This window comes from Aquimarina sp. MAR_2010_214 (genome assembly GCF_002846555.1).
GTDB lineage: Bacteria > Bacteroidota > Bacteroidia > Flavobacteriales > Flavobacteriaceae > Aquimarina.
Genome location: NZ_PJMS01000001.1, coordinates 4,155,053 through 4,179,797 on the forward strand (window position 1 = coordinate 4,155,053; position 24,745 = coordinate 4,179,797).

A 24,745-nucleotide genomic window follows, 5' to 3' on the forward strand; every position below is an offset into this window, starting at 1 on the left:
TATTTGATTTTATATAGAAAAAGGAATTAACTAATTAAAAGGCACTCATCCCATTTGGTTTCAAAAGGAGCCAAATAGGATATAATAGATAATCCGATACCTGCAACACCTTCAAGAAGGCTAACCTCATTTTTCCACTTTTCTTCCTCTGCTCCTCGCCATACCATATATCCTGCATATCCTTGTTCGTGTATTGCCATATCCAGCGCCTTCTGAGCCCAAAAATCAGAAGCTTCCTTAAATGCTACATCGTTTGTCTTTTTATATAAATAATTATAAATAAGAAGTATACCGTATGCTCCATGACATAATCCAGCATCCAGAACTCCTGCTTCTTCAATGTCTCTTCGTTGCGTAGAATATTTTAAAATCGCTATTGCTTCATCGCTAATTTGGGTATCTCCTAATATTTTACCAGCTCTATATATTGATATCCCAATCCCCAAATCACCATAGCACCACGCTAGCCTTGAATTATTATCAACTACATCTTCATTAATAATCCAGTTTGGAAATGTAGCCGTCAGTGTTTTATCTTTATTTCTACAATGCAATATATACTTTACCGTCTGCTCTAACATCTCTCTAACATCATCATAAAATTCTTTATGCTCTGCAATTCGAGACAGGAAATTTACCATACTTGATATTCCGTGTGATAAGCTTAAATTACAGCCGGTAATATCTTCTTTTTGCTTTAGCACAGATTCCCACCACATTCCAGAGTCATTCTTTTTTGATGATTTCTTAAGTTCTGCTATCAATTCATCCAGGTAATCCTTATACTTTGTTTTTGATTCTTCTGAAGTTACATTTTGATATCTTTTTAGAAAATAATATCCATACCCCATGGCACCATGCAGAAAATCATAATTCCCTGTTTTTATGTCTGCCCTCATTGCCTCTAACAAATAAGAATCTAAATCTGATGAAAGAAAATCATCATCCAACTCTACAAACTCTTCTTCCTTAAGAATTTCCAACACCCAACAAGCTCCTGCAATTCCAGTGCAAAAAGTAGGATAAGTGAACCCATCATTAATAAATTCTACAGCTTTCGTAATGGTTTCTGCTCCTTTATCCGCATGAATATCCTCATCCAAAAATTTTGAATAATAAAACTGAAATAATGCAACTCCAGAAACTCCGGACAACACTCCGATTTCTTTATTTTTTTCTGTCTTAGCGTCTAAAATCTCACTTATTTCTTTTAATTTATTCCTTAGTTGAATTTCAATGGTCATGTAGAGTTTCGTATTTGGTATTTCGATTTTGTAAAAGTGGTAAAGATAAAAAGTAAAATAGCAGGGCTTCAAAGAATATCAGTCTAAATTCTAGAATTTAGACTGATATCTATTTAAATTATATTAAACAATAGGCATATATATTTAAAAACCACAGCTAAAACTACCAATAGGAGATCCATCTGGTATTTTAGGAGATGGTAATGCTTTAAAATTTTCTGGTTTCTCTATAAACTTATTGATTTGATTAAGGTAATAATCATTATACATTTTATCAATAGCATCACCTGTCGTGTTTTTAAGAAGGGGGATTAACCCTTTAATTTTGGCATAAGCGATAGCATTAACCTGTGAATATGCTTGTGTATTTTTACTTAAATTCATTAAATGTTTTAAAACATTAGTTTTTACAGTATGTTGTATTTCTTTATGATACTTGTTTTTTGCTTTGGTTTCGAAAGAGAATTTCAATAATTGATCAAGAGTTTCTACTAACCCTAATTGATTTTGATCCAAACTTTTTTGTTGTACTAATCGAGATGTTCTTTCTGGATGCAGTAATAAAGAAAGACTCATATCACTCGCTGTAGAAGCTACACTTAAAGCATCAAAACCAACTCCTGTTTTTCCTTTAAAAGACTCTCTGGTTCTACCATATCCAAAAGCTCTTGGTGGAAATAATTTTAATTTATCTTCTGGAATAGCTAAAATCTCTGGGGCTAATGTTTGTAAAACCTGCTTAAGTGCTTCTTTTTGCTTTTTTGAACTAATCGTTTCTACAATAGTTTGTTGATCTCCTTTTACTGCATAATTATAGTTTAGCCCTCCAATAAGCTTCACAGTAGCTTGAGTTTGATATCTATGAAAGAAATAAAGAGGTACAAAAACATCTTCTAAAACCGAATACGGTTCATTACTTCTTATGTTGTTTGCAGAAAAATTTCGGATTGCTACCTCTCTAATTTTCAACATATTTCTCAACTCTTCGGTAACACTTCTACCATTATCCCACAAATGAGCCAACTCATGTGCTCCTCCTTGTGCTCTGGCATCACTATCTGAAATAAATCGAAGTCCAGATTGATAAGCATCATTCAAAATTCTATTCAGTGCTTTCTTTTCTTTAGTTTCTTTACCAAATTCAGAATAACTATAAGCCACCGTTACCTTATCCCATTCTCCTATATTGGTATCATAAGTATCCGACAAATCTATTTTACCATCCTTAAGTGCCACTGTTGGATGAGGGTAATCCATTACTGAGGCTCTTCCGTTTGTGCTTGTGGTAAAATTATGTGTAAAACCGATAGTATGCCCTACTTCATGCGCAGACAATTGACGAATACGAGACAGTGCCATTTCTAACATGGGTTGATAATTATCATCTCGTGTTGCAAAAGGTTGATTTAACAATGCCTGAGCTATCAAAAAGTCCTGACGTATCCTTAAACTTCCTAGACTTACATGTCCTTTAAGAATTTCCCCCGTTCTGGGATCTACCACACTTGCACCATAGCTCCATCCTCTGGTAGAACGATGTACCCATTGTATTACATTATACCTTAAATCCATAGGATCTGCATCTGCAGGTAGCATTTTAACCTGAAATGCATTTTTAAAACCAATAGCTTCGTATGCTTCATTCCACCATCTTGCTCCATCTAATAATGCAGATCGCACTGGTTCTGGTGTGCCGGGATCCAAATAATAAACAATAGGTTCTTTTGCCTCACTTATAGCCTGATTTGGATTTTTTTTCTCTAATCGATGTCTAATAATATAACGCTTCTTTATAGGATCTTGTATCGGTGTTGCATAATCCAAATACGAAATAAATATAGCTCCACTTCTAGGATCAAACACTCTCTTCTTATATCCGCTATCAGGTAACTCTACAAACGAATGATGTTGAATAACCGTTAAGAATTTTGAGTCTGGGGCCACAGATCTAATATTTTTCCCAGTGGGTGAACCTTTATAAGTAATCAAAGCCTCAAATTCTACGTTTTTAGGGAAAGCTTTAGTTTTTTCCAGACTCAAACTACTTCTTGTTTTATCAAAACTGTACGTTCCTTCTTTTTGAAATTTTAATCGATCAATTATGCTATGCGTATCTTGTAAAAGAAAAGGAGTTAAGTCAATAATATAGGTGTTAGACTTCTCCTCTTTAATAGGGAATCCAAATAGTACCGATTTTGCAAAAGCTTGTTCTACACTTCTCTTCTCTAATGTATTGTCTGTTATCGCCCGATATCGTTGATTAGGCTGTACAAGTAATAATTTATTACCTGATTTTTGAAACTTAACTACTACTCCACCCCCAATCTGTCCTCTATCTAATCCTATATCATTTGATCCTAACCCCGTCGCCAAAGAATGTACATATAAAAACTCTGAATCAAGCTTGTCTACTTCAAGATAGATCTCATCTTTTGATTCATTATAGTAGAACTTAAAATAACCATCAAAAGAGGCTAGATTTTTCTGTTTTTCTAAAAATTGAGCAAAAATGATATTCCCTGTAAGGAAGAATAAACAAATGAAGCGTAGTTTCATAAACTATGATGGCTAAGTTCTAAAAAGCATATTATTTACTACTATGTTTTTAAATTCCATCCAGGCAGTATTGGAAGCAAAGGCTATAGCTGCTACGGTTGCCATTTTACTGGTTGAATTTTTTATTTTTTCTAAGACTAAAAACCAATTCAGATAATTCTGAAGGTATTTTGTTGCCACTCCATTGAAGGGCTCCATAAATTTCCTTAGACGCATATCCATATTATTCACATTTTGTACGTGATATATTTTGTCAACAGCTCTTTGACCCTTCGAAGCATTAAATTTTTTGTGTGCTACCTTCTTGTCTTTTGCAAATGCAGTATAGCTTCTGTGACTGTCGCTACAAAGGGTTTCTACTTTAGCCAACTTCCCTTGTAATATAGTCTCCAAGTCACTTTTACTAATGCGACCTCTGGTAGCTACTTTGAAATCTTTGTTCCCTGATCGGTCACAACTGGCTATCACAGCTACTTTTTCATTACTGAGACCAGCTTTACTTGCCTTTGCGCCACGTTTTCTAGCAGGACGATCCAAATTTCGATTCCCTTTTTCAGAGTAAGCAAAGAAAAGATCATCACTCTCTAGGATTCCTTGGAATTCATCCACACTTACGCTCCCAAAGGAGACAAGTAATTTGTGCCTCCAATCAAAAGAAGTCTGAATAGAAATCCCTGTTTCTTTGGCACTCTTGCGAATACTATATCCAGAGAGTAAACAGAATAAATAACGATTAACTTTGTCTTTCTTCTTGAGGTTGTACCAGAACTTACCGGTAGTTTCACTAAAGTTTTTATGACAAGTATTACAAACATAGCGCTGTACTCCTTTGAGCTTACCATTAGCCTTAATTTTATTGCACTTACAATGAGGACAGCTTATGGCTTTACTCTGATTGCTATCAATCAGGGCTGAACCCTCAGTAGAGATCTCCAATAATGTGGAAACAATTTCTGATTGAACCAAAGCCGATGAACTAATGAAAAAATCTCTAAAATCTTCTGGTATCATTTCTCCGTTTTTATAAAGTAAAGATAAAACATATTCTAATTAGAACTTAGCCACTATGATTTATGTGATAAAATTCCTAAATCTATAAAATAACACAAAAATTGCTTCTTACTGAACTGTTAAATCTTATTTTTGTCAAAAATAATTAGAATATGATCAATACTGAGACTTTACAAGATCTTAGGGAGCGCCTGGTTGCGTTAAGGAGGTATCTTTGACATTGATGCCAAACTTATAGAAATAGCCAATCAGGAAGAAAAAACATTTGCTCCGGATTTTTGGGATAATGCCCAAGAGGCCGAAAAACTAATGCGTACTCTAAATGCTGAAAAGAAATGGGTTTCTGATTACGAAAATGGAGTCACACTAGTTGATGACCTCGAAGTTCTTTATGAATTTTATAAAGAAGGTGATGCTACCGAATCAGAAGTTTCTGAGCGTTATGATGAAACCAAATCATTAATTGAAGATTTGGAATTTAAAAATATGCTTAGTGATGAAGGAGATAGCATGAGTGCTGTATTACAAATCACTGCAGGTGCTGGAGGCACCGAAAGTTGTGATTGGGCAAGTATGCTTATGCGTATGTATCTTATGTGGGCAGAAAAGCAAGGTTTTAAAATTAGGGAACTTAATTATCAAGGTGGTGATGTAGCAGGTATAAAAACGGTTACCCTGGAAATAGAAGGAGACTATGCATTTGGGTGGTTGAAAGGAGAAAATGGAGTACATCGATTAGTGCGTATCTCCCCATTCGACAGCAATGCAAAACGCCATACTTCATTTGCTTCTATTTATGTATACCCTCTTGCTGATGACAGTATAGAAATAGACATCAATCCCGCTGACTATGAAATTATCACTTCTCGTTCTAGTGGAGCAGGTGGACAAAATGTAAATAAAGTAGAGACCAAAGTACAACTTACTCATTTCCCTACCGGAATCCAGATTTCATGCTCAGACACAAGGTCACAACAAGAAAATAGATTAAAAGCACTACAAATGCTTAAATCACAATTGTTTGAAATTGAACTCAAAAAACAACAAGCACAGCGTGATGAAATCGAAGCTTCAAAAATGAAAATAGAATGGGGATCTCAAATTCGTAATTATGTTATGCATCCTTATAAACTAGTTAAAGATGTAAGAACTGCAGAAGAAACAGGTAATGTAGATGCTGTTATGGATGGAAATATCAACCAATTCTTAAAGGCTTACCTTATGACAATGGGGCAAAAAAATGAAGATTAAAAAAATACAAAAATAAAATGATCACAATTTATCATAATTCGAGATGTAGTAAATCCAGAGGATGTCTTGCCATACTTGAAGAACAAAAAGAAGGTATTAATGTGGTTAACTACCTAGAAAATCCACCTTCAGAAGAAGAATTGAAAGGAATACTTAAACTCTTAGGTATACCTCCTTTTGATTTGGTGAGAAAAAATGAAGCCATCTGGAAAGAAAATTTTAAAGGTAAAGATTTTACTGATGCCGAATTGATCACTATACTTTCTAATAATCCAAAATTAATCGAACGCCCTATTGTGGTTAATGGAAATAAAGCAATAATCGGGCGACCACCAGAAAAAGTTATTGATATTATATAGGTACCCCCCTCTTACAAAATATTTTTTCGCATAAGATTAAACCTTTTACATTTCTTCATGTCTAAATGCATGTAATGCATAATAGGTGATATTACGTATCACACATTTTAAGTACATCACATTTAACACATCATTAACCGCCTTCTTGTACCTGCTTGGATACTTTTGGTCGGAATTATTCAATTTTAAAAATGAAGAAATTTTTATTCTTATTATTTTCGGCATCAACACTTATGCTATCAGCCCAAAATAGAAACTTTTCAAAAGGACCTGTAAATATTACCGGTCTGATTCTAGATCAAGATACCAACAAACCCCTCGAATATGCTACGATAGCTTTTTTTAGTCCCAGATTACAGAAAATTGTTACTGGTGGTATTACCGATAAAAACGGAAAATTTAATATCGAGGTAGATGCCGGAGTATATAACATAAGTGTCGAGTTTATTTCATTTAAAACAAAAAACCTTCCCAAACAAAAGTTATTCAAAAACACTAACTTAGGTACAATTACTCTAGGGTTGGATACCGAAACACTAGATGATGTAGTAGTCATTGCAGAAAAAACCACTGTCGAAATTAAATTAGATAAAAAGATTTATAATGTGGGCAAAGACCTCACAGTAAGTGGCGGTACAGTAAGTGATGTACTAGATAACGTACCTTCTGTTTCTGTAGATGTCGAAGGTAATGTTGCGCTTCGTGGTAACGATAATGTAAGAATCCTTATTAACGGAAAACCATCAGGTTTAGTTGGTTTAAACAGCACCGATGCATTAAGACAATTACCTGCCGAATCTATAGAAAGAGTCGAAGTAATCACATCTCCTTCTGCTCGTTATGATGCCGAAGGAACCGCAGGGATTTTAAATATTATTCTAAGGCGAAGCAAATTACAAGGTATGAATGGAGCAGTTACCATCAATGGAGGTTACCCCCTATCTGCTGGTATTTCGGGAAACTTAAATTATCGATCTGGAGATTTTAATTTTTTTACGACTTCAGGATATAACTATAGAGAAGTTCCGGGGAATTCTTTTTCCCAAACTCAATATCTTTTTAGTAGCCTACCAAACTCCTTTTTAAGAGAAGAACGTGATTTTGACAGGATACGTAAAGGATTGAATTCTAATATCGGAATCGAATGGTATATCAATGAAACTTCATCTGTTACTACATCTTTTTTATACAGATCTAGTGATAAAGAAAGTAATACAACAAATAAAATAACAGAGTTAAATTCAAATGGAGATATTTTAAGTCAAAATATTCGTTTTGATCCAGAAATTGAAGATGATATTACGAAACAATACGCTCTTAATTATACAAAAGATTTTGATACCAACGGTCATAAATTAACTTTCGATTTTCAGATAGAAGACAGCAATGAAGATGAGCGATCAAAAATTACACAAGAAAATATAACCGCTGTAGAGCTTGTAGAAACAATAGAAGAACAAAATCGTATTCTGTTGCAAGCCGATTATGTGCTACCTATTGGCGAAAACACTCAATTTGAATTAGGATATAGAGGTAATTTTAATGACCTGGATACCGATTATCTGGTACAGTTAGAAGATAACGGAACCATAACTACAAATTCTGATTTATCCAATACCTTATTATACACAGAACAAGTAAATGCCGGGTACACACAATTGGGAAGTAAATGGGGAAAGTTATCCTATTTATTAGGACTTAGAATGGAAAGCACACGAATTACTATCGATCAACAAACTAGTAATGATGTTAGTAAAAAGAAGTATACCGATATATTCCCGACAATTAATCTGGGGTATGAAATCTCTGAAAAACAAAGTTTAACTCTTGGTTATAACCGTAGAATACGTAGGCCCAGATCCAGATTTATTAATCCTTTTCCATCTAGATCCAGTGTTACTAATTTATTTCAAGGAAACCCGGATCTTGACCCAAGTTACTCTAATGCAATTGATTTAGGGTATCTAAATAGAATGGGAAAACTTACTTTAAATACATCTATATATTATAACCATTCCACACAGATATTCACTTTTATTTCTGAAGATACAGGTGACACAGCTATCATTGGAGCAGATGCAAATAATCCTGGTACAGAAGTCCCTATTATTAGAAGAACACCTATAAATCTCACCAGTTCTGATCGGTATGGTTTCGAGTTTACTCTTACTTACAATCCAAGTAGGAAATGGAGAGTAAATGGTAATTTTAATGCATTTCAGAATAGTGTTCGAGGAGAGAATAATGGAGAAAATCTTGATGCAGATAATTTTAGTTGGTTTGCAAGGTTTAATAATAAAGTTACATTACCTGCAAAAATAGATTGGCAAACCAGTCTATTTTATAGAGGACCAAGTGAAAATGCACAAACAAAAAGTGATGGTATTTTCAGTATGAATTTTGCCTTCAGTAAAGACCTTTTTAAAGAAAAGGCTTCCCTTACTTTTAACATTAGTGATGTATTTAACTCTCGAAAACGAACAAGTACTTCAACAACAACAACATTTATTTCGGATAATGAATTTCAGTGGAGGAAACGTAGTTTTAATCTATCCTTCACCTATAGATTTAATCAGAAAAAGAAAAGACAACGTTCTCAAAGGGGGAATAATGGAGATGAAGAATTTGAAGGGTAATAAAAAAGATATTTACAAAACAAAAAAGGAAGTCAAAATGACTTCCTTTTTATATATGTGTTATAAACTATTATGCTTCTTCTTTTGCTTTTCGTTTAGCCTCTCTTCTTAATTTAAAGTTCTCGATGTTAGCTCCTATAATCCAATAAGGAACAACAAAGGTTAATAAAAAGATCATTAACCAAAATCCAATGGTAAGGATAGTTAAAAACGCTAAAAAACCAAGGTACTGATCGAATTCAAACATAATAGTATTCTAATTTTCAAATTTTGTCAAAGATAATAACTCTTACTTATATGTCATAGCAGAAATATGATTTATTTTTAAATCCTTTATAATCTTAATTTATATATTAAAAAATAGCTGCTTTATTCAGAAATAGCGAGGCAAATGCTTAAATTTGCGCTCTTAAAAAAAAAACAAATCATCTTACCAAATGGAATATAGAATAGAGAAGGATACGATGGGCGAGGTAAAAGTACCTGCTGATAAGCTTTGGGGAGCACAAACAGAACGTTCTAGAAATAATTTTAAAATTGGTGCATCAGCATCTATGCCATTAGAAATTGTGTACGGTTTTGCATACTTAAAAAAAGCTGCAGCATATACAAATTGCGAATTAGGAGCATTACCGATAGAGAAAAGAGATCTTATTTCGCAAGTATGCGATGAAATATTAGAAGGAAAACATGATAACCAATTTCCTTTGGTTATATGGCAAACAGGTTCTGGTACTCAAAGTAATATGAATGTAAATGAGGTTGTTGCCAATAGAGCACATCAATTAGCAGGTAAAACAATTGGTGAAGGAGAAAAAACATTGCAGCCAAATGATGATGTTAATAAATCTCAATCATCAAATGATACATTTCCGACAGGAATGCATATCGCTGCTTATAAAAAAATGGTAGAGGTAACCATTCCTGGAGTTATTCAATTAAGAGATACTCTTAAGAAAAAATCTGAAGAATTTAAAAACGTAGTGAAAATTGGTCGTACCCACTTTATGGATGCTACACCACTTACTATCGGGCAAGAATTATCGGGTTATGTTTCTCAATTGGATCATGGAATAAAAGCCTTAGAAAACACTTTACCTCATATGGCAGAATTAGCTTTAGGAGGAACTGCTGTAGGTACAGGGTTAAATACTCCTAAAGGGTATGCAAAACGTGTTTCAGAGTTTATAGCACAGTTTACCAGTTTACCATTCATCACAGCAGAGAACAAATTTGAAGCATTAGCTGCACATGACGCTTTTGTAGAGAGTCATGGTGCATTGAAACAACTAGCGGTTTCATTAAATAAAATAGGAAATGATATTCGAATGCTGGCTTCTGGACCAAGAAGTGGGATTGGAGAATTAATTATCCCTGCTAACGAGCCAGGAAGCTCTATTATGCCTGGTAAAGTAAACCCTACGCAATGTGAAGCGCTAACTATGGTATGTGCGCAAGTTATGGGTAATGACGTAGCTATTAATGTTGGTGGAATGCAAGGACATTTTGAACTGAACGTATTTAAGCCTGTAATGGCTGCAAATTTACTTCAGAGTGCTCAACTCATTGGGGATGCTTGTGTTTCTTTTGATGAACATTGTGCTCAAGGAATTGAACCTAACCAAAAAAGAATTACTGAATTATTAAACAATTCATTAATGCTAGTAACCGCTTTAAATACTAAAATCGGATATTATAAAGCTGCTGAAATTGCTAATACTGCTCACCAAAACGGTACGACGCTAAAACATGAAGCTGTGGCTTTAGGATATGTAACTGAACAAGAATTTGATGAATGGGTGAAACCAGAAGATATGGTAGGTAGTTTGAAATAACAATCCTAACTCAAAATAAGAAGGCTTTACAGTTTGTTGTGAAACAGACAGTAAGGCCTTTTTTATGCGTTATAATGTAAATCATTTTAGTTTTTTTTAAGGATTAATCTAATTAAATTGTTAAGTTTACGTTAATGAAATTTATCATATTCTTAGTATTACCCCTTCTTTTTCTATCGTCTTCAGTTAGTTCTGATACTTATATAGGAAAATGGGAAATTACAGGGGGATCGGTTATTGAAATCTATAAAGATGGAGATTATTTTTTTGGAAAAATCAATAAACGAGCAAAGCGTCCATTATCTAATCTTAATGGTTTGGACAATAAAAACCCACAAAAAGAACTTCAAGGTCGCGTTTTACTTGGAATGAATATTTTAGAAAATTTAAGTTATAAAGATGGGGTATTATCAGGCGGTACAATTTATAACGCTGATAGTGGTAAAAGTTATATTGTAAAAGTTTGGATTAATAGTGACGATACTGACATTTGTTATATAAGAGCTTATAAAAGTTTATTGTTTAAAACATTTGAGGCTAGAAGAGTTAATTAGTACAGAAGCCAACCATCTCTAATAAAAATAATTTTTGCTCGCATTATTCTGTCTCGTACATTCTTCATCAAAACTATGAATAGCTAGATCGTCAAGAAACATACTAATTAGCTAATATACAGATATTCGCAAAAAATTTTTAAATTTGTTTACCTCCTCATTTCTGAAATAGCAAACTATGAACCATACTTTTGTTGTTAGAAGCATCATATATTGAATTTAATTTTAACTATAAATAAACAACAATATGAAAATCTTAAAGAAAATAGGAATTGTACTCATTGCACTTATTGCTATTATTCTTATAGCAGCAATCTTTGTTTCTAAAGAAGTAGTTTATGAAAAAACTGTTAGTATCGATGCCCCTATTGAGGTGGTATGGGAGAATGTAAATAGTCTCGCTGATTTAGACAAATGGAATCCGTGGAATGACTATGACCCAAATATGAAAAAAGAGTTTACAGGTACAGACGGTACAATTGGTGCGAAAAATAGTTGGGAAAGTGATGTAAAAGAAGTAGGGAAAGGCAGTCAAACCATTGCCAAAATTGAAGAACCCAATCTTTTTGAAACCGATCTCAAATTTCATGAACCCTATGAAAGTGAAGCAAAGGGATATATTAAGGTACAAAAGGAAGACAATACCACAAAAGTAACCTGGGGTTTTCAAAGTGAAATGCCCTACCCTTTTAATCTAATGAATCTATTTACTGATATGGAAGAAATGATGGGTGAAGATTGGAACAAAGGCTTATCAACACTAAAAAATATTTGCGAAAATAAAGGATAATAACACAGAGAGTTTAACAATAAAAAGCACAGTTAGAAATTAACTGTGCTTTTTATTATTTATAAATTTCAGAATCTTATAATCTTTCTAATTCCAATTCAGAATCAATTTTTACTTGTTCTAAAGCTTGTTCCAAATCCCAAATCAAATCTTTAGAGTGTTCTACTCCTATCGACAACCTTACTAATTGATCTGTTATATTCATTTGTTGTCTTTGCTCTTCATCCACTCCTGCATGTGTCATTGTTTTTGGATGTTCTGCCAAACTTTCTGTGCTTCCTAAACTTACTGCCAGTTTCATAAGTTTTAGGTTATTCAGGAATATAAATGCTTCTGCTTCGCCTCCTATGATATCAAAAGACACCATTGCTCCCGGAGCAGAACATTGTTTTTGAAACGTTTCATATTCTTCGGTTCCTTCTTTCAATAGCCCTAAATAGTACACATTTTTAACTTTGGGATGATTATTCAAATAATCTGCAATTATTTGTGCATTATGAGTTTGCTGATCCATTCTTACTTTTAACGTCTCTAAGCTTCTGAGCATTAACCATGCTGTATGCGGACTTACCATATTCCCCAAGAAAGTACGTAATGTTTTTACTCTAATCATTAATTCTTCATTCCCTAAAACCGCTCCTGCAATAAGATCACTGTGTCCTCCTATATATTTTGTAGCAGAATACAACACCAAATCTGCTCCACATTGTAAAGGGTGTTGCCACAATGGTCCCATATAGGTATTATCAACAGCTACCAAAGCTTTTCTATCATCTGTACTAAACTGTTTTGCTACCTGGTTGTACTTTTCAATATCTACAATGTCGTTAGTTGGATTTGCAGGAGTCTCAAGATAGATCATTGCTAATCGGTTTGCTTTTCCAGAATCTTTGATCATCTGAACCACTTCATCTATACTTTGATTAGGCATTACTCCTATTGTATGCACTCCAATTTTATCCAAAAAATGATGGATAAAATGATCCGTTCCTCCGTATAAAGGATTACTATACACCAACAAATCTCCAGGTTTTAGAAATTCTAGTAACACCGTACTTATTGCAGACATCCCACTTTCAAAAACTGCACAATCATCTGCCTTATCCCAAAGACAAAGACGGTTTTCTAGGATTTCTAAATTGGGGTTATTAATTCTACTGTATATAAGACCAAGTTCTTCTTTAGGAGATTTCTCTCTTAAACCATAAGCTAATTCAAAAAAAGCTTTTCCTTCTTCAGCAGTTTTAAAAACAAAAGTTGATGTTTGAAAAATAGGACATTTAATAGCTCCTTCAGATAACTCTGGTTTATAACCATGTGTCATCATTAAACTCTCAGGGTTAAAATCGTGTTTCTTCATCTATATATTATTTTTCTTTTTTGGTGATCATATCTCAATTGAAACAGATAGTATACAGTTCTCTATTATCATTCTTAATTCATTAACATATAAATACCCATTTCAATTCATAAAATTACAGATTAAAGAATTAAAAGCCACATATTATACTATTTTAAGAATATAAAACACCAATACCACACTTAAAAAGAATTTTATTCTATATTTGATTTATTATCATGCTTTATAAAGAAAAATATTATGGACAAAATTGATCGATCAATATTATTGTTATTGCAAAAAGACGGTAAAATTACCATTAAAGAAATTGCAGAAAGATTGAATCTAACTACTACTCCGATCTTTGAACGTGTAAAAAAACTAGAACGAGAAGGATATATAAAATCATATAAAGCCATATTAGATCGTAAAAAAACAGGGCTACAATTGATGGTATTTTGTAATGTTACTTTAAATCTTCATCAAACCGATTATTTAAAAAAATTTGAAAAAGATATTCAACAATTCCCCGAGGTTGTAGAATGTTATCATGTAGCAGGTATGTTTGATTATTTAATCAAAATCTATGCAGAAGACATGGAGCGTTACCAGGATTTTTTATCTAATAAATTGGCGTCTCTAGAAAATATTTCTAAAGTTCAGAGTTCTTTTGTGATGACTGAAGTAAAGGATTTTTCATATTTACCAATTCCTTAATAAAATTATATTTTGAGCTTAACAAAAGATTTAGAATACATACTGTATTTTTGATATTCAACTAAAGAAAATTGCGCAAATTATGAATATTAGAAATGCAAAAGTACTAATTACAGGTGGTAATTCTGGGAGAAACGAAACAACATTACAAGAAACTGCAAAAGCATTACATGTTGATTACATAAAAGCAGATGTAACTCAAGAAAATCAGGTTCAGGATATGGTACAGGAAGCCAAAAATAAAATGAATGGACTTAATGTATTGATCAATAATGCTGGTTATGGATATATTTCAAAACTTATTGATATCGAAGCCGATAAATTTATCGATCAGTTTAAAACCAATATCCTTGGTGCTACACTATGTGCTAAGGAGTCGGCAAAGCATTTTGTTGCTCAAGAATACGGGAATATTATCAATATCGGATCTACATCTTCATTAAAAGGTTCGCCAACGGCTTCACCATATGTAGCCACAAAATTTGCTTTGCGAGGTATGACAGAGAGCTGGAGAAATGAGTTACGCCCTCATAATATTAGAGTTATGCAAGTAAATCCTAGTGAGGTAATGACTAGTTTTTCTGACAATAGGATAGCTAATAATTCTAAAGCAAAACAATATACCGAGGCTGAACAACAAACTAAACTTAGAGGAGAAGAGATTGCCCATACTATTAGTAGTCTTTTAGAAATGGACGATCGAGGGTTTATTACCGAAGCTACAGTTTTTGCAACAAATCCCAAAGTATAAATTATCTCATTATTTTTACCAGAAGCTCTTTAAGGATATCACCTTGCGGAAGATTTGTGGCTCCTACTCCTTTGCTTTTTACATCGGCATCTCTTAGGCTAGCAATAATCCCACTCACTTTTTTCATAGGATAATTATGAGCTGCTTCTGAGTAATCTTTCACAAAATATGGATTGATTTTTAATGCACTAGCAACATTACGCTGTGATTTATCAGCCAATCCATGATATTGCAATACTTGAGAAAAGAAACTATACAGTAAAGAGATAGTAACCACCAACGGATTGTCTTTAGGGTTTTGTGCAAAATAATTTATAATCAGGTGTGCTTTAACTCCATTTCTGGTTCCTATAGCCTTGCGAAGTTCAAAATTATTAAACTCCTTACTAATTCCAATATTTTTTTCAATTTGATCAGCTGTAATTTCAGTTCCCGAAGGAATAATTAATTTTAGCTTTTCTAATTCATTATTTATCTTACTAAGATCTGTACCCAAAAACTCTACTAGCATTTGAGATGCTTTGGGTTCAATAGTATATTTGGCCCCACCAAGAACCCTTCTTATCCAATCTGCAACCTGATTTTCATATAATTTTTTACTTTCAAAAATAACCCCATTCTTCGCAACTATTTTATAAAGCTTTTTTCTTTTATCTATCTTTTTATATTTATAACACATCACCAAAACCGTAGAAGGTTGCGGGTTTTCTACATAACTCACCAACTTTTCTATTGTTCTGGATAATTCCTGAGCTTCTTTAACAATTACAACCTGTCTTTCTGCCATCATCGGAAAACGTTTTGCATTAGCCACTATATCTTCTATGCTCACATCACGACCATACAATACCATTTGATTAAATCCTTTTTCTTCTTCGGCAAGTACATTCTTGTCAATAAATTGAGAAATCCTATCAATATAATATGGTTCTTCTCCCATAAGGAAATAGACAGGTTTGATATTTCCTTTTTTTATATCACTTACGATTTGTTTTACTTCATCCATTCAGAAAAAATCATCAAATTTGTGTTATGCAAAAGCTTAACTTTCCAGAGTATCGGTTCAGGTTCAAAAATAGCGAAAATAAAGTTTCTATTTTTGACAGAATTCGTAAAAAATTCATCATTCTTACTCCAGAAGAATGGGTACGACAACATACCGTTCATTATCTGATTGAAGAAAAGAAATATCCTGAAAGCTTAATTAATGTAGAAAAACTAATACAACTCAATGGACTTAACAAACGTTATGACATTATTATATTTAATCCAGACGGTAGTATTTTTCTTATTGTAGAATGTAAATCAGCTCGTGTAAAAATAACACAGGGAGTATTTGATCAGATTGCAAGGTACAATCTTGCTTTAAATTCAGAATATTTAATGATCTCTAATGGTCTCGATCATTATTATTGCCAAATGAATTATACCGATAAGCAATACACTTTTTTAAAAGATATACCAGATTATAAATAGCTATTCTCTTTCTGGCTTAAGATACTACGGTTTTTTACTCAAAGTTTTAATATTTCATATTCAAAACCAGATATGATATCAATTCAATAGCGTTACTTTATTCTTTTTTATTTGAATTTATCTCAATTATTCCTTTTACTTTGCAGATGTGAATATCGCAGTCGTCATATTAAATTGGAATGGAAGATCATTATTAGAGCAATTTTTACCTTCGGTGATCAAAAACTCTAGAGAAGCTATTGTTTATCTTGCCGATAATGCTTCTACAGACGACTCTATTGCTTATGTAACAACTAATTTCCCTGAAGTTAGAATTATACGAAACAAAGTAAATGGTGGTTATGCAAAAGGATACAATGATGCATTATCAAAAATTGATGCCGATATTTTTTGTCTTCTAAATAGTGATGTTGAAGTCACTAAAGATTGGTTAGTTCCAATTCTCAAAACATTTGAGACCAATACAAATGTTGCTGCCATACAACCTAAAATCCTTGATTACAAAAAGAAAACTCATTTTGAATATGCTGGAGCTGCGGGAGGATACATCGACAAACTGGGATATCCGTATTGTCGAGGAAGAATATTTGACTCTCTCGAAGAAGATAATGGGCAATATGATGATGCTACACCTATATTCTGGGCCAGCGGAGCCTGCTTATTTATAAGAAAACAAGTGTTTGAAGAGGTTGGGAAACTAGATGAAGATTTTTTTGCTCATCAGGAAGAGATTGATCTTTGCTGGCGTATCCACAGTAGTGGTTATACAATAATGTATGAAGGTTTATCAACAATTTATCATTTAGGAGGAGCAACTTTAAGTTCTATGAATCCCAGGAAAACATTTCTAAATTTTAGAAATGGTCTTTATCTGCTGATTAAAAATGTACCGGGGAATAGAGTGTTTTTTTTGATTTTCATAAGAATGATCCTAGACGGTATTGCTGCAATCAGATTTATTACACAAGGAAAGTCCTCTCATTTTTTTGCCATTTTCAAGGCACACATTAGCTTTTATGCAAATTTCAATACTTTTAATAAAAAACGTAAAAAACTTTCAAAAACGGGGAAATATTATTCGCTTTTTTCCGTTGTATGGCAGTATTTTATTTTGAACCGTAAACATTTTGATCAATTATAAGGTTATATAATAAATTATTGTTAATGACTTAGCATTACGTCACATTTTTAATAATTTTGAGTTATATAACCAGAATAAGACTAAAAACAAATTTTCTAATGAAAAAAGCAATGATTATTGGGGCCTCTCTAGCAATTCTACTATCTTCCTGTGTTTCGCAGAAGAAGTTTTCAGAATTAGAAGCCAAAAACAAAGAAACTGAAGATCTATTAAATACAGCTACAGTTAAATTAAATAGCTGTCTAGAAGAAAAAGCAAGTTCATCTTCGCAACTTAAAGTTCTTCAAGATCAAGTATCTAATCTTAAAAATCAGAATTCTGCTCTATTAAACAATGTAGGTAATTTAGCCACTCTTTCTACTAAGGAAGCAGAAAATCTAGAAAAATCTCTAGAAAGTATAAAAGAAAAAGATTTACAAATAAGAACAATGCAGGATGCTATTACCAAAAAGGATTCTGTAACCTTGGCACTTGTAACAAGTCTTAAGGGAGCTTTAGGAAATCTTGCCGATGAGGATATTGAGATTAATGTAGAAAAAGGAGTAGTATATGTTTCTATTTCTGATAAGTTACTTTTCAAGAGCGGTAGCTATAATGTTTCTGCAAGAGCTCGTGAAGTATTAGGTAAAGTAGCAAAAGTTGTTAATGATAAGCCAGATATCGAATTCTTAGTAGAAGGTCATACAGATAATGTACCTATTAAAAACAAAGTACTTTTGGATAACTGGGATTTAAGTGTAAAACGTGCTACTTCTGTAGTAAGAGTATTACAAAATGATTTTAAAGTAGATCCTAAACGTATGACTGCGGCAGGAAGAAGTTATTATATACCAGTTACTGATAATAATTCTGCAGCAAACAAAGCAAAAAACAGACGTACAAGAATTGTTGTACTACCAAAACTTGATCAGTTTTATAACATGATTGAAGATGGTATGAAAAAAGCTTCAGGAAAATAGTAAAAGAATATTTTTCTATTCATATAAAAAGGGAGATCATTCTGATCTCCCTTTTTTATATTTCGGCAAGTAAGTATTACATTCTTTCTTTAATCCAAAATGATACCCGTGCCATTCTGCCTGGGTAAATTATGAGTTTCCCTTCCTTCTGATTGAAAAAATTTCTTCCAAAAAGAAGATTCCATCCACCTGGATTCTGCTCTGTACAACCCGTTTTTTACCATATAATAACTATCAAAAATAGAAAATAATGTTTTAGAGTATGTCACAAATCCTTTCCGATCGCCTGTTAATATATAAGATTCAATAGCATCTGAAGCTTCTCTTACCGTATAAATTGCATTGGCAATACCATGAGAAGAAAGAGGATCAAAAGATAAAGCTGCATCCCCTACCGCCAGCCAATTTTCTCCTGATAAATAGTTAGCTATAGAAGAATTAGCATCTAACCCTACAATTTTCACTTCAGGCTGTTCTACCAGAAAATCTTTTAACAAAGTAGTTTTAGATAAAACCGATTGCCAATTCGAATAATCTCTCAATTTCAACTGAATAAGGTTGTCTTTATTCGTGAAAATTGATAAAACATTGGTTTTTTCATCTAAACCTGAAACAATACCCCAACCGTCTTCAAAAGATTCTACAAATATATCATATGTCAATTTTGAATGTTCAATTCTTGGTAAGTGACAGCTAAAAGATATAAGATTGTCATATAATCGAATAGGGATCTTCAATTTATTAAGAATAGCACGATTTCTTCCTGTGGCATCTATAATCATCTTTCCTTTAATGATTACTTTTTGATGATCATTTTCTACTTCTACAATAACTTCTTCTTTAGAAATTATCATATTCAACATCTTTTCATAACTCACCATATCCATATTGCATAGTTCTTCAAGATCGTCTACTAAAGTTTTCTTATTAATTTTTAACCCATTTTTATATGATAATTGAGAGAAAAAATCATTATTTAACACCCTTGTATTCCCCCACATTGAATGATAGCCATATGTTTTCCGAATTGTATTTTTTTCAAATATCTTTATCAGATCAAGAGCATGTAATAATGGCATTGAAGAAGGAGGTAATGTTTCTGCCAAAGCAAAGTGTTTCTTCTTACTCTTACGATCCAAAACCAGATGTTGTATTCCTTTTTTCTTCAAAAGAAATGACAATACTAATCCTGCAATACCTTTACCTACAATAATAACATCTGTGTTCATTACTTTTTATACGTTATAAGAAACAAATACCATTTCTGATAGTTCCCTAACACCATTTTTCGGTTTTAAGTTTTCTTAAAGTTACTAAAAATCCTACTGCATTATACACGTATTTATACGTGGTTTTATACTAAAATCAAGTATAAATAATGCAATCCCAATCATAGGTTTTTACTAATCCTTCAATTATTACTTTACTTCTATTTATTATTTTAATGTAAGACATTTCTAAATAAAATTTTTGGAACAAAAAAAATACTGATATCTTTGCCGCCAAATTTTTTGAACCAAATCTTAAAAAAAATGAAAAAACTATTTACTACGGTACTACTCCTACTTTGTATGATAACCGTAAAATCTCAATCCTATATTGGATTTCTCACTGATAACTACAGTGGTGTTCATGGGGTAATCAGTAACCCTGCTAATATTGTGGACTCAAGATTTAAGACTGATGTAAACCTAATTGGTGCCAGTGCTTTTGCTGCAAATGATTATTACGCCGTTAACTTTAGTGATATTTTTGATGATAATTATGATATTGAAGACGATGCAAAAACATTTCCAAAGGATAAAAATAGCGTAATAGGAAACGTTGACATTTTGGGACCTTCTTTTATGTTTAATATCAATGAAAAAAATGCTATTGCTTTATATAGCAGGGCAAGAGTTTTCTATAATGTTAGTGAAATCAATGGTAAAACTTTCGAAAGCCTTGAAGATGGCTTCGATCAGAGTACTGATTTTATTGTAAATGAAGGAGATTTATTTTTTAGTGCACATGCATGGGCAGAAATTGGTGCTTCCTATGGTCGTGTTATTATGAATAAAGATCAGCATTTTATCAAAGGAGGTATAACACTTAAATACCTACAAGGATTAGGAAATGCATATGCAAGCGGAACAAACGTATCAATAGATTATGATGCAGATGGTACAACTCTACCCGGAGGCATAACAACCGGAAGTGTAACAACTACTGGAGAAATGAATTATGGATATAGTGAAAACCTTGAAGATAATAATGATGAATTTGAAGTTGTTAATTCTGCAAAAGGTTTTGGAGCAGATCTTGGTTTTATATATGAATGGAGACCTGACTACCAATCATACACTTCTACAGATAGTAAAGGGAATTCGTATACCCCAAAAGACATCAATAAGTATAAATTAAAATTTGGGTTATCGCTTACTGATTTAGGATCAATTAAATATGATGATGGTGTTGAAGAGAGGTATGACATCAACAATGTTCTTAATGAAGATGATTTTGAAAGTATTGATGATCTTGATGAGATAGAAAATTTTTATACTAGATCAAGCACTAAAGATATAGAAAAAGCTATTTTACCTACAGCTTTACACATTAATGCGGACTGGAATATCAATCAAAAATTCTATGTGAATTTGAATTCTGATATTTCACTTACCTCAAAAAAGAAAGTTAACAGAAGTAGAGTTGCGAATATTGTATCCTTAACCCCTCGTTTCGAGAGTAAATGGTTTAGCTTTTATTCTCCTTTAAGCGTAGTTCAATATGGTGGTTTTCAGTGGGGAGCTGGACTTAGAGCAGGACCTTTTTATGTTGGTTCTGGATCCATATTAACTGCATTAATAGGAAGTGAAATGAAAGCAGCAGATGTATATGTAGGTCTTAAAGTGCCAATATATCAATCCAGACCAAAAGATAAAGATGGAGATGGAGTATTAGATAAAGTTGATGAATGTCCAGAAGAAGCAGGACCAGAAGAGAATTATGGTTGCCCATGGCCCGATACTGACGGAGACACCGTATTGGATAAAGATGACAAATGTCCTGAAGAAGCCGGAGAAGTAGAAAATAGTGGTTGCCCTTGGCCTGATACAGATGGAGATGGTTTGTTAGATAAAGATGATACTTGCCCCGAAACGGCAGGACCACAAGACAACCAAGGATGCCCTTGGCCTGATACAGACGGAGATAGCATTTTGGACAAAGATGATAATTGTCCTAACGTAGCAGGAACTGTTGCTAATAATGGTTGCCCTGAAGTTACTGCTGAGATCCAGAAAACACTTAATGCATATGCTAAGACTATTCTTTTTGATTTAGGAAAATCTTCTATCAAAAAAGAATCTAATCAAGCATTGAAAGATATCATTAATATCTTAAATGAATATCCTACCGCCAAATTCACAGTAGAAGGACATACAGATAGTGGAGGTAGTAACAAACTTAATCAAAGATTATCTGACTCCAGAGCTAATTCTGTAAAAAATTATCTGACAGATAATGGAGTGGATCAGTTTAGATTATCAGCAATAGGATACGGTGAAGATAGACCAATTGCTACCAACAAAACTAAAGCCGGAAGAGCTCAAAACCGTAGAGTTGAGATAAACTTAGTACAAGAATAAGATATAAGTAAATTTTTAAACTCTTTTTTACTTAAAAACAAATAATCCTTGAGAAGTTTCTCAAGGATTATTTGTTTTTAAAATTGATTTTCTAATCGATATTATTAATCAATACTTGAATTACGAAGATATATTATTTAAAGAAATATAGGTTTTTGGAGTATACCCCGTAAACTTTTTAAAAGTGGTTGAAAAATATTGAGACGAACTAAACCCTAAGTCAAAAGCGACCGTAGTAATACTATCTTTCTTCAATAAATCGATTTTTGACTGCTCGATTTTTAATCTATTTATATATTCTTTGGGAGGAATACCTTTGATGTTTTTGAACCAGAATTTAAAATAACCGACAGAAACATTACAAATATTTGCTAGTTCATCAACATAGATAATACGATGTAAATTATTCAAAATATAAGTATCGATATCATTTAATCTTTTTAAAGGAAGGCTGCCTTGTTTTCTTTTTGAAAGAGTCAATACTTCTAATATGGTCTGAACAATGAGTTGGTTTATAGTTATTTCGGATAGAATATTACTGCTTGTTTTTAGCTCATTTAAAAGTTTTTCAAGTATAAATTTGACTTGAAACGCTCCTTTAAAAGTTCGTTCTGAAGCCTTTTTTAACTCTCGAAAAAGATAGTTTGAATGACCCCTTGATAAATTACATAATCTATGTTGGTTATCAGAACAATTAATTTGCAACCAGAATAATTCTCCTTTATCTTCGGGATATTCGCCAGTACTATGCTCTTTGTTTGGAGGAATGATAAGAATGTCATTGCCATGCAATTGAAATAATTCTTCACCAATTACATAATGTTGCTCTCCTTTAATGCAAAAACATAGTTCTATAGTATTGCGATGTTCATGTATTGGTAATTGAGGTTGTGCTTTAGAATATTTATAATATCCAAACTGTAAACACCCATTAATACCATAATCTGGTAAAAAATGTACTATACGTTCTTCTGAATTTGTATTCATTTTGTATAAAAAAGTAAGGCAGTACAAATTTAGAAGATTTATAAAGATGTTTTATTCATCTTTGGATAAAAACAATACGATAAAATGGACACTATAAAAAAAGAGTTTTTAACCAACGGATACACCAAAATAGATCGGCTTTTTGATAGTACAGAAGCCGAAAAATTATTAGAGATCTACAACAGTGTATTGAATAACAAGGAAAAAACAACAAATTTAAGAAGTGATTTAGCAGGGATGGATACTACCAGCAAGGCAATTGAACGGATTACTCAAATCATGAGACCAAGTTTGGTGGTGCCTAAAATACTAGGTCATATCGCATATAAAAAGGCATTACATTATGCGAAAAAATTATTGGGAGATGATATGGAATTAGATTTTGATATGCTTATTAATAAAGCACCTCATACTAACACTCCTACCCCATGGCACCAAGATGCTGCGTATTGGATAAATTTACCTGATAAGAGAGCTGTAAGTTGCTGGATAGCTTTAGATAATGTATATGAGAGTAATGGCTGTATGTGGTTTCTCCCTGTGCCAGATCAACAAATATTAAAACATAACAATTTACCTAATGGAGGAGCTTTATATTGTAACGTCGATACAACTCATGCGATACCTGTTCCTTTACAAGTCGGCGGATGCACTTTTCATGATGGTTTCACGCTACATTATAGTAAAGGAAACACTACAGATAGCCAACGAAGAGCTTTAATCCTAAATTTTAGGTCAAAAGAAATGATAAAATTAGAAAGAAACCAGGGAATAGATCATACTGGGGTAAGAAAGCAACGTTCATAAAAAGCTTTTTATCTCGGCTAGATAATGTCGATACTCCCCTTACCTTCTCTTAGTAATATTGGTTCACCACTGGTTAGGTCAATTACAGTAGAAGGCATATTATCACCGTATCCACCATCGATCACCATATCCACCAGGTTATCCCATTTTTCTAATATCAATTCTGGATCTGTGGTATACTCTATGACTTCATCTTCATCATAGATAGAAGTAGATACTATAGGATTACCCAGTTCTTCTACAATAGCTGTACAAATATTATTATCGGGGACACGAATACCAACGGTTTTCCTTTTTTTGAATACAGTTGGCAAATTATTACTACCTGGAAGAATAAAAGTATAAGGCCCAGGAAGTGATCTTTTCAACAATTTAAAAGTACTGTTATCAATTTGTCTTACATAGTCTGAAAGATTACTCAAATCTTTACAGATAAATGAAAAATTAGCTTTTGCTAGTTTTACACCTTTGATCTGTGCAATCCGTTCCAAAGCTCTATTATTTGTAATATCACACCCCAATCCATACACCGTATCTGTAGGATAAATAACTAAACCTCCGTTACGTAAACAATTAACTACTTGTTGTATTTCGCGTGGGTTTGGGTTTTCATTGTATAATTTTATGAACTCTGCCATATAAAATGATTGTAAATAAAGATAATGCAAAATACATTATAATAAGTTAATCCTATGAAGGAATAAGC

Annotated in this window: 22 protein-coding genes; 13 read left to right on the forward strand and 9 right to left on the reverse strand. The window is 32.8% G+C overall.

What is annotated here, in order from left to right:
* Positions 1-26: 26 nt before the first annotated feature.
* The 3 genes from ATE84_RS17935 to ATE84_RS17945 all read right to left on the reverse strand — a co-directional run bounded on the left by ATE84_RS17935 (position 27) and on the right by ATE84_RS17945 (position 4,811).
* On the reverse strand, positions 27-1,244 hold the full coding sequence (locus ATE84_RS17935) for a lanthionine synthetase C family protein (RefSeq protein ID WP_101449273.1): 1,218 nt from the start codon (positions 1,242-1,244) through the stop codon (positions 27-29).
* Positions 1,245-1,388: 144 nt separating this feature from the next.
* The gene (locus tag ATE84_RS17940) at positions 1,389-3,800 is read right to left on the reverse strand and encodes a zinc-dependent metalloprotease (RefSeq protein ID WP_101449274.1); all 2,412 of its coding nucleotides are present in this window, start codon (positions 3,798-3,800) and stop codon (positions 1,389-1,391) included.
* Between the two features lie 12 nt (positions 3,801-3,812).
* Positions 3,813-4,811, reverse strand: coding sequence for an IS1595 family transposase (locus ATE84_RS17945; protein ID WP_101444842.1), 999 nt, complete (start codon positions 4,809-4,811; stop codon positions 3,813-3,815).
* A 152-nt stretch (positions 4,812-4,963) separates the two neighbouring features.
* Here ATE84_RS17945 and prfB point away from each other — a divergent pair.
* From prfB to ATE84_RS17960, 3 genes are all read left to right on the forward strand, one after another.
* A protein-coding gene (gene prfB, locus ATE84_RS17950) for a peptide chain release factor 2 (protein WP_143273667.1) occupies positions 4,964-6,062 on the forward strand; the annotation gives its coding sequence in 2 pieces (ribosomal slippage) (positions 4,964-5,026 and positions 5,028-6,062; 1,098 coding nt in all).
* Between the two features lie 17 nt (positions 6,063-6,079).
* Entirely contained in the window at positions 6,080-6,421 is a 342-nt protein-coding gene (arsC, locus tag ATE84_RS17955) for an arsenate reductase (glutaredoxin) (RefSeq protein WP_101449275.1), read from the forward strand.
* Positions 6,422-6,612: 191 nt separating this feature from the next.
* Positions 6,613-9,057 (forward strand): TonB-dependent receptor domain-containing protein, encoded by a 2,445-nt coding sequence (locus ATE84_RS17960; protein ID WP_101449276.1) that lies wholly within the window; start codon positions 6,613-6,615, stop codon positions 9,055-9,057.
* A gap of 70 nt (positions 9,058-9,127) precedes the next feature.
* Here the strand turns inward: ATE84_RS17960 and ATE84_RS26490 are convergent, their stop codons facing one another.
* Entirely contained in the window at positions 9,128-9,304 is a 177-nt protein-coding gene (locus ATE84_RS26490) for a hypothetical protein (RefSeq protein WP_167549785.1), read from the reverse strand.
* A gap of 190 nt (positions 9,305-9,494) precedes the next feature.
* Here ATE84_RS26490 and fumC point away from each other — a divergent pair, with 190 nt between their 5' ends.
* From fumC to ATE84_RS17975, 3 genes are all read left to right on the forward strand, one after another.
* Positions 9,495-10,892 carry a class II fumarate hydratase gene (gene fumC / locus ATE84_RS17965; protein WP_101449277.1) on the forward strand — a complete coding sequence of 466 codons (1,398 nt, stop codon included), beginning with the start codon at positions 9,495-9,497 and terminating at the stop codon, positions 10,890-10,892.
* 134 nt (positions 10,893-11,026) lie between these two features.
* Entirely contained in the window at positions 11,027-11,446 is a 420-nt protein-coding gene (locus ATE84_RS17970) for a DUF2147 domain-containing protein (RefSeq protein WP_101449278.1), read from the forward strand.
* 247 nt (positions 11,447-11,693) lie between these two features.
* Positions 11,694-12,236 (forward strand): SRPBCC family protein, encoded by a 543-nt coding sequence (locus ATE84_RS17975; RefSeq protein ID WP_101449279.1) that lies wholly within the window; start codon positions 11,694-11,696, stop codon positions 12,234-12,236.
* 76 nt (positions 12,237-12,312) lie between these two features.
* Here ATE84_RS17975 and ATE84_RS17980 read toward each other — a convergent pair whose 3' ends face one another.
* A complete protein-coding gene (locus ATE84_RS17980) occupies positions 12,313-13,596 on the reverse strand; it encodes a cystathionine gamma-synthase family protein (RefSeq protein WP_101449280.1) in 1,284 nt (427 codons plus the stop codon).
* A gap of 240 nt (positions 13,597-13,836) precedes the next feature.
* Here ATE84_RS17980 and ATE84_RS17985 point away from each other — a divergent pair, with 240 nt between their 5' ends.
* Both ATE84_RS17985 and ATE84_RS17990 read left to right on the forward strand, forming a co-directional pair.
* Positions 13,837-14,292 (forward strand): Lrp/AsnC family transcriptional regulator, encoded by a 456-nt coding sequence (locus tag ATE84_RS17985; protein ID WP_034238836.1) that lies wholly within the window; start codon positions 13,837-13,839, stop codon positions 14,290-14,292.
* Between the two features lie 79 nt (positions 14,293-14,371).
* The gene (locus ATE84_RS17990) at positions 14,372-15,043 is read left to right on the forward strand and encodes an SDR family oxidoreductase (RefSeq protein WP_255412057.1); all 672 of its coding nucleotides are present in this window, start codon (positions 14,372-14,374) and stop codon (positions 15,041-15,043) included.
* Position 15,044: 1 nt separating this feature from the next.
* Here the strand turns inward: ATE84_RS17990 and holA are convergent, their stop codons facing one another.
* The gene (gene holA, locus ATE84_RS17995; protein ID WP_101449282.1) at positions 15,045-16,049 is read right to left on the reverse strand and encodes a DNA polymerase III subunit delta; all 1,005 of its coding nucleotides are present in this window, start codon (positions 16,047-16,049) and stop codon (positions 15,045-15,047) included.
* A 26-nt stretch (positions 16,050-16,075) separates the two neighbouring features.
* On the opposite strand from holA, the gene ATE84_RS18000 reads away from it, so the two are divergent.
* From ATE84_RS18000 to ATE84_RS18010, 3 genes are all read left to right on the forward strand, one after another.
* Positions 16,076-16,519, forward strand: coding sequence for a type I restriction enzyme HsdR N-terminal domain-containing protein (locus ATE84_RS18000; protein ID WP_101449283.1), 444 nt, complete (start codon positions 16,076-16,078; stop codon positions 16,517-16,519).
* 148 nt (positions 16,520-16,667) lie between these two features.
* On the forward strand, positions 16,668-17,660 hold the full coding sequence (locus tag ATE84_RS18005) for a glycosyltransferase family 2 protein (RefSeq protein WP_101449284.1): 993 nt from the start codon (positions 16,668-16,670) through the stop codon (positions 17,658-17,660).
* Between the two features lie 98 nt (positions 17,661-17,758).
* Positions 17,759-18,619, forward strand: coding sequence for a flagellar motor protein MotB (locus tag ATE84_RS18010; protein ID WP_101449285.1), 861 nt, complete (start codon positions 17,759-17,761; stop codon positions 18,617-18,619).
* 89 nt (positions 18,620-18,708) lie between these two features.
* Here the strand turns inward: ATE84_RS18010 and ATE84_RS18015 are convergent, their stop codons facing one another.
* Positions 18,709-19,848 carry an NAD(P)/FAD-dependent oxidoreductase gene (locus ATE84_RS18015; RefSeq protein WP_101449286.1) on the reverse strand — a complete coding sequence of 380 codons (1,140 nt, stop codon included), beginning with the start codon at positions 19,846-19,848 and terminating at the stop codon, positions 18,709-18,711.
* A gap of 303 nt (positions 19,849-20,151) precedes the next feature.
* On the opposite strand from ATE84_RS18015, the gene ATE84_RS18020 reads away from it, so the two are divergent.
* Positions 20,152-22,245, forward strand: a complete 2,094-nt coding sequence (locus ATE84_RS18020; protein WP_101449287.1) for an OmpA family protein — start codon at positions 20,152-20,154, stop codon at positions 22,243-22,245.
* A 120-nt stretch (positions 22,246-22,365) separates the two neighbouring features.
* Here ATE84_RS18020 and ATE84_RS18025 read toward each other — a convergent pair whose 3' ends face one another.
* A complete protein-coding gene (locus tag ATE84_RS18025) occupies positions 22,366-23,232 on the reverse strand; it encodes an AraC family transcriptional regulator (RefSeq protein ID WP_101449288.1) in 867 nt (288 codons plus the stop codon).
* Positions 23,233-23,316: 84 nt separating this feature from the next.
* Here ATE84_RS18025 and ATE84_RS18030 point away from each other — a divergent pair, with 84 nt between their 5' ends.
* Positions 23,317-24,039: a phytanoyl-CoA dioxygenase family protein gene (locus ATE84_RS18030; protein WP_101449289.1), complete on the forward strand. Its 723-nt coding sequence runs from the start codon at positions 23,317-23,319 to the stop codon at positions 24,037-24,039.
* Positions 24,040-24,056: 17 nt separating this feature from the next.
* Here the strand turns inward: ATE84_RS18030 and ATE84_RS18035 are convergent, their stop codons facing one another.
* The gene (locus tag ATE84_RS18035) at positions 24,057-24,677 is read right to left on the reverse strand and encodes an L-threonylcarbamoyladenylate synthase (RefSeq protein WP_101449290.1); all 621 of its coding nucleotides are present in this window, start codon (positions 24,675-24,677) and stop codon (positions 24,057-24,059) included.
* Positions 24,678-24,745: the final 68 nt, after the last annotated feature.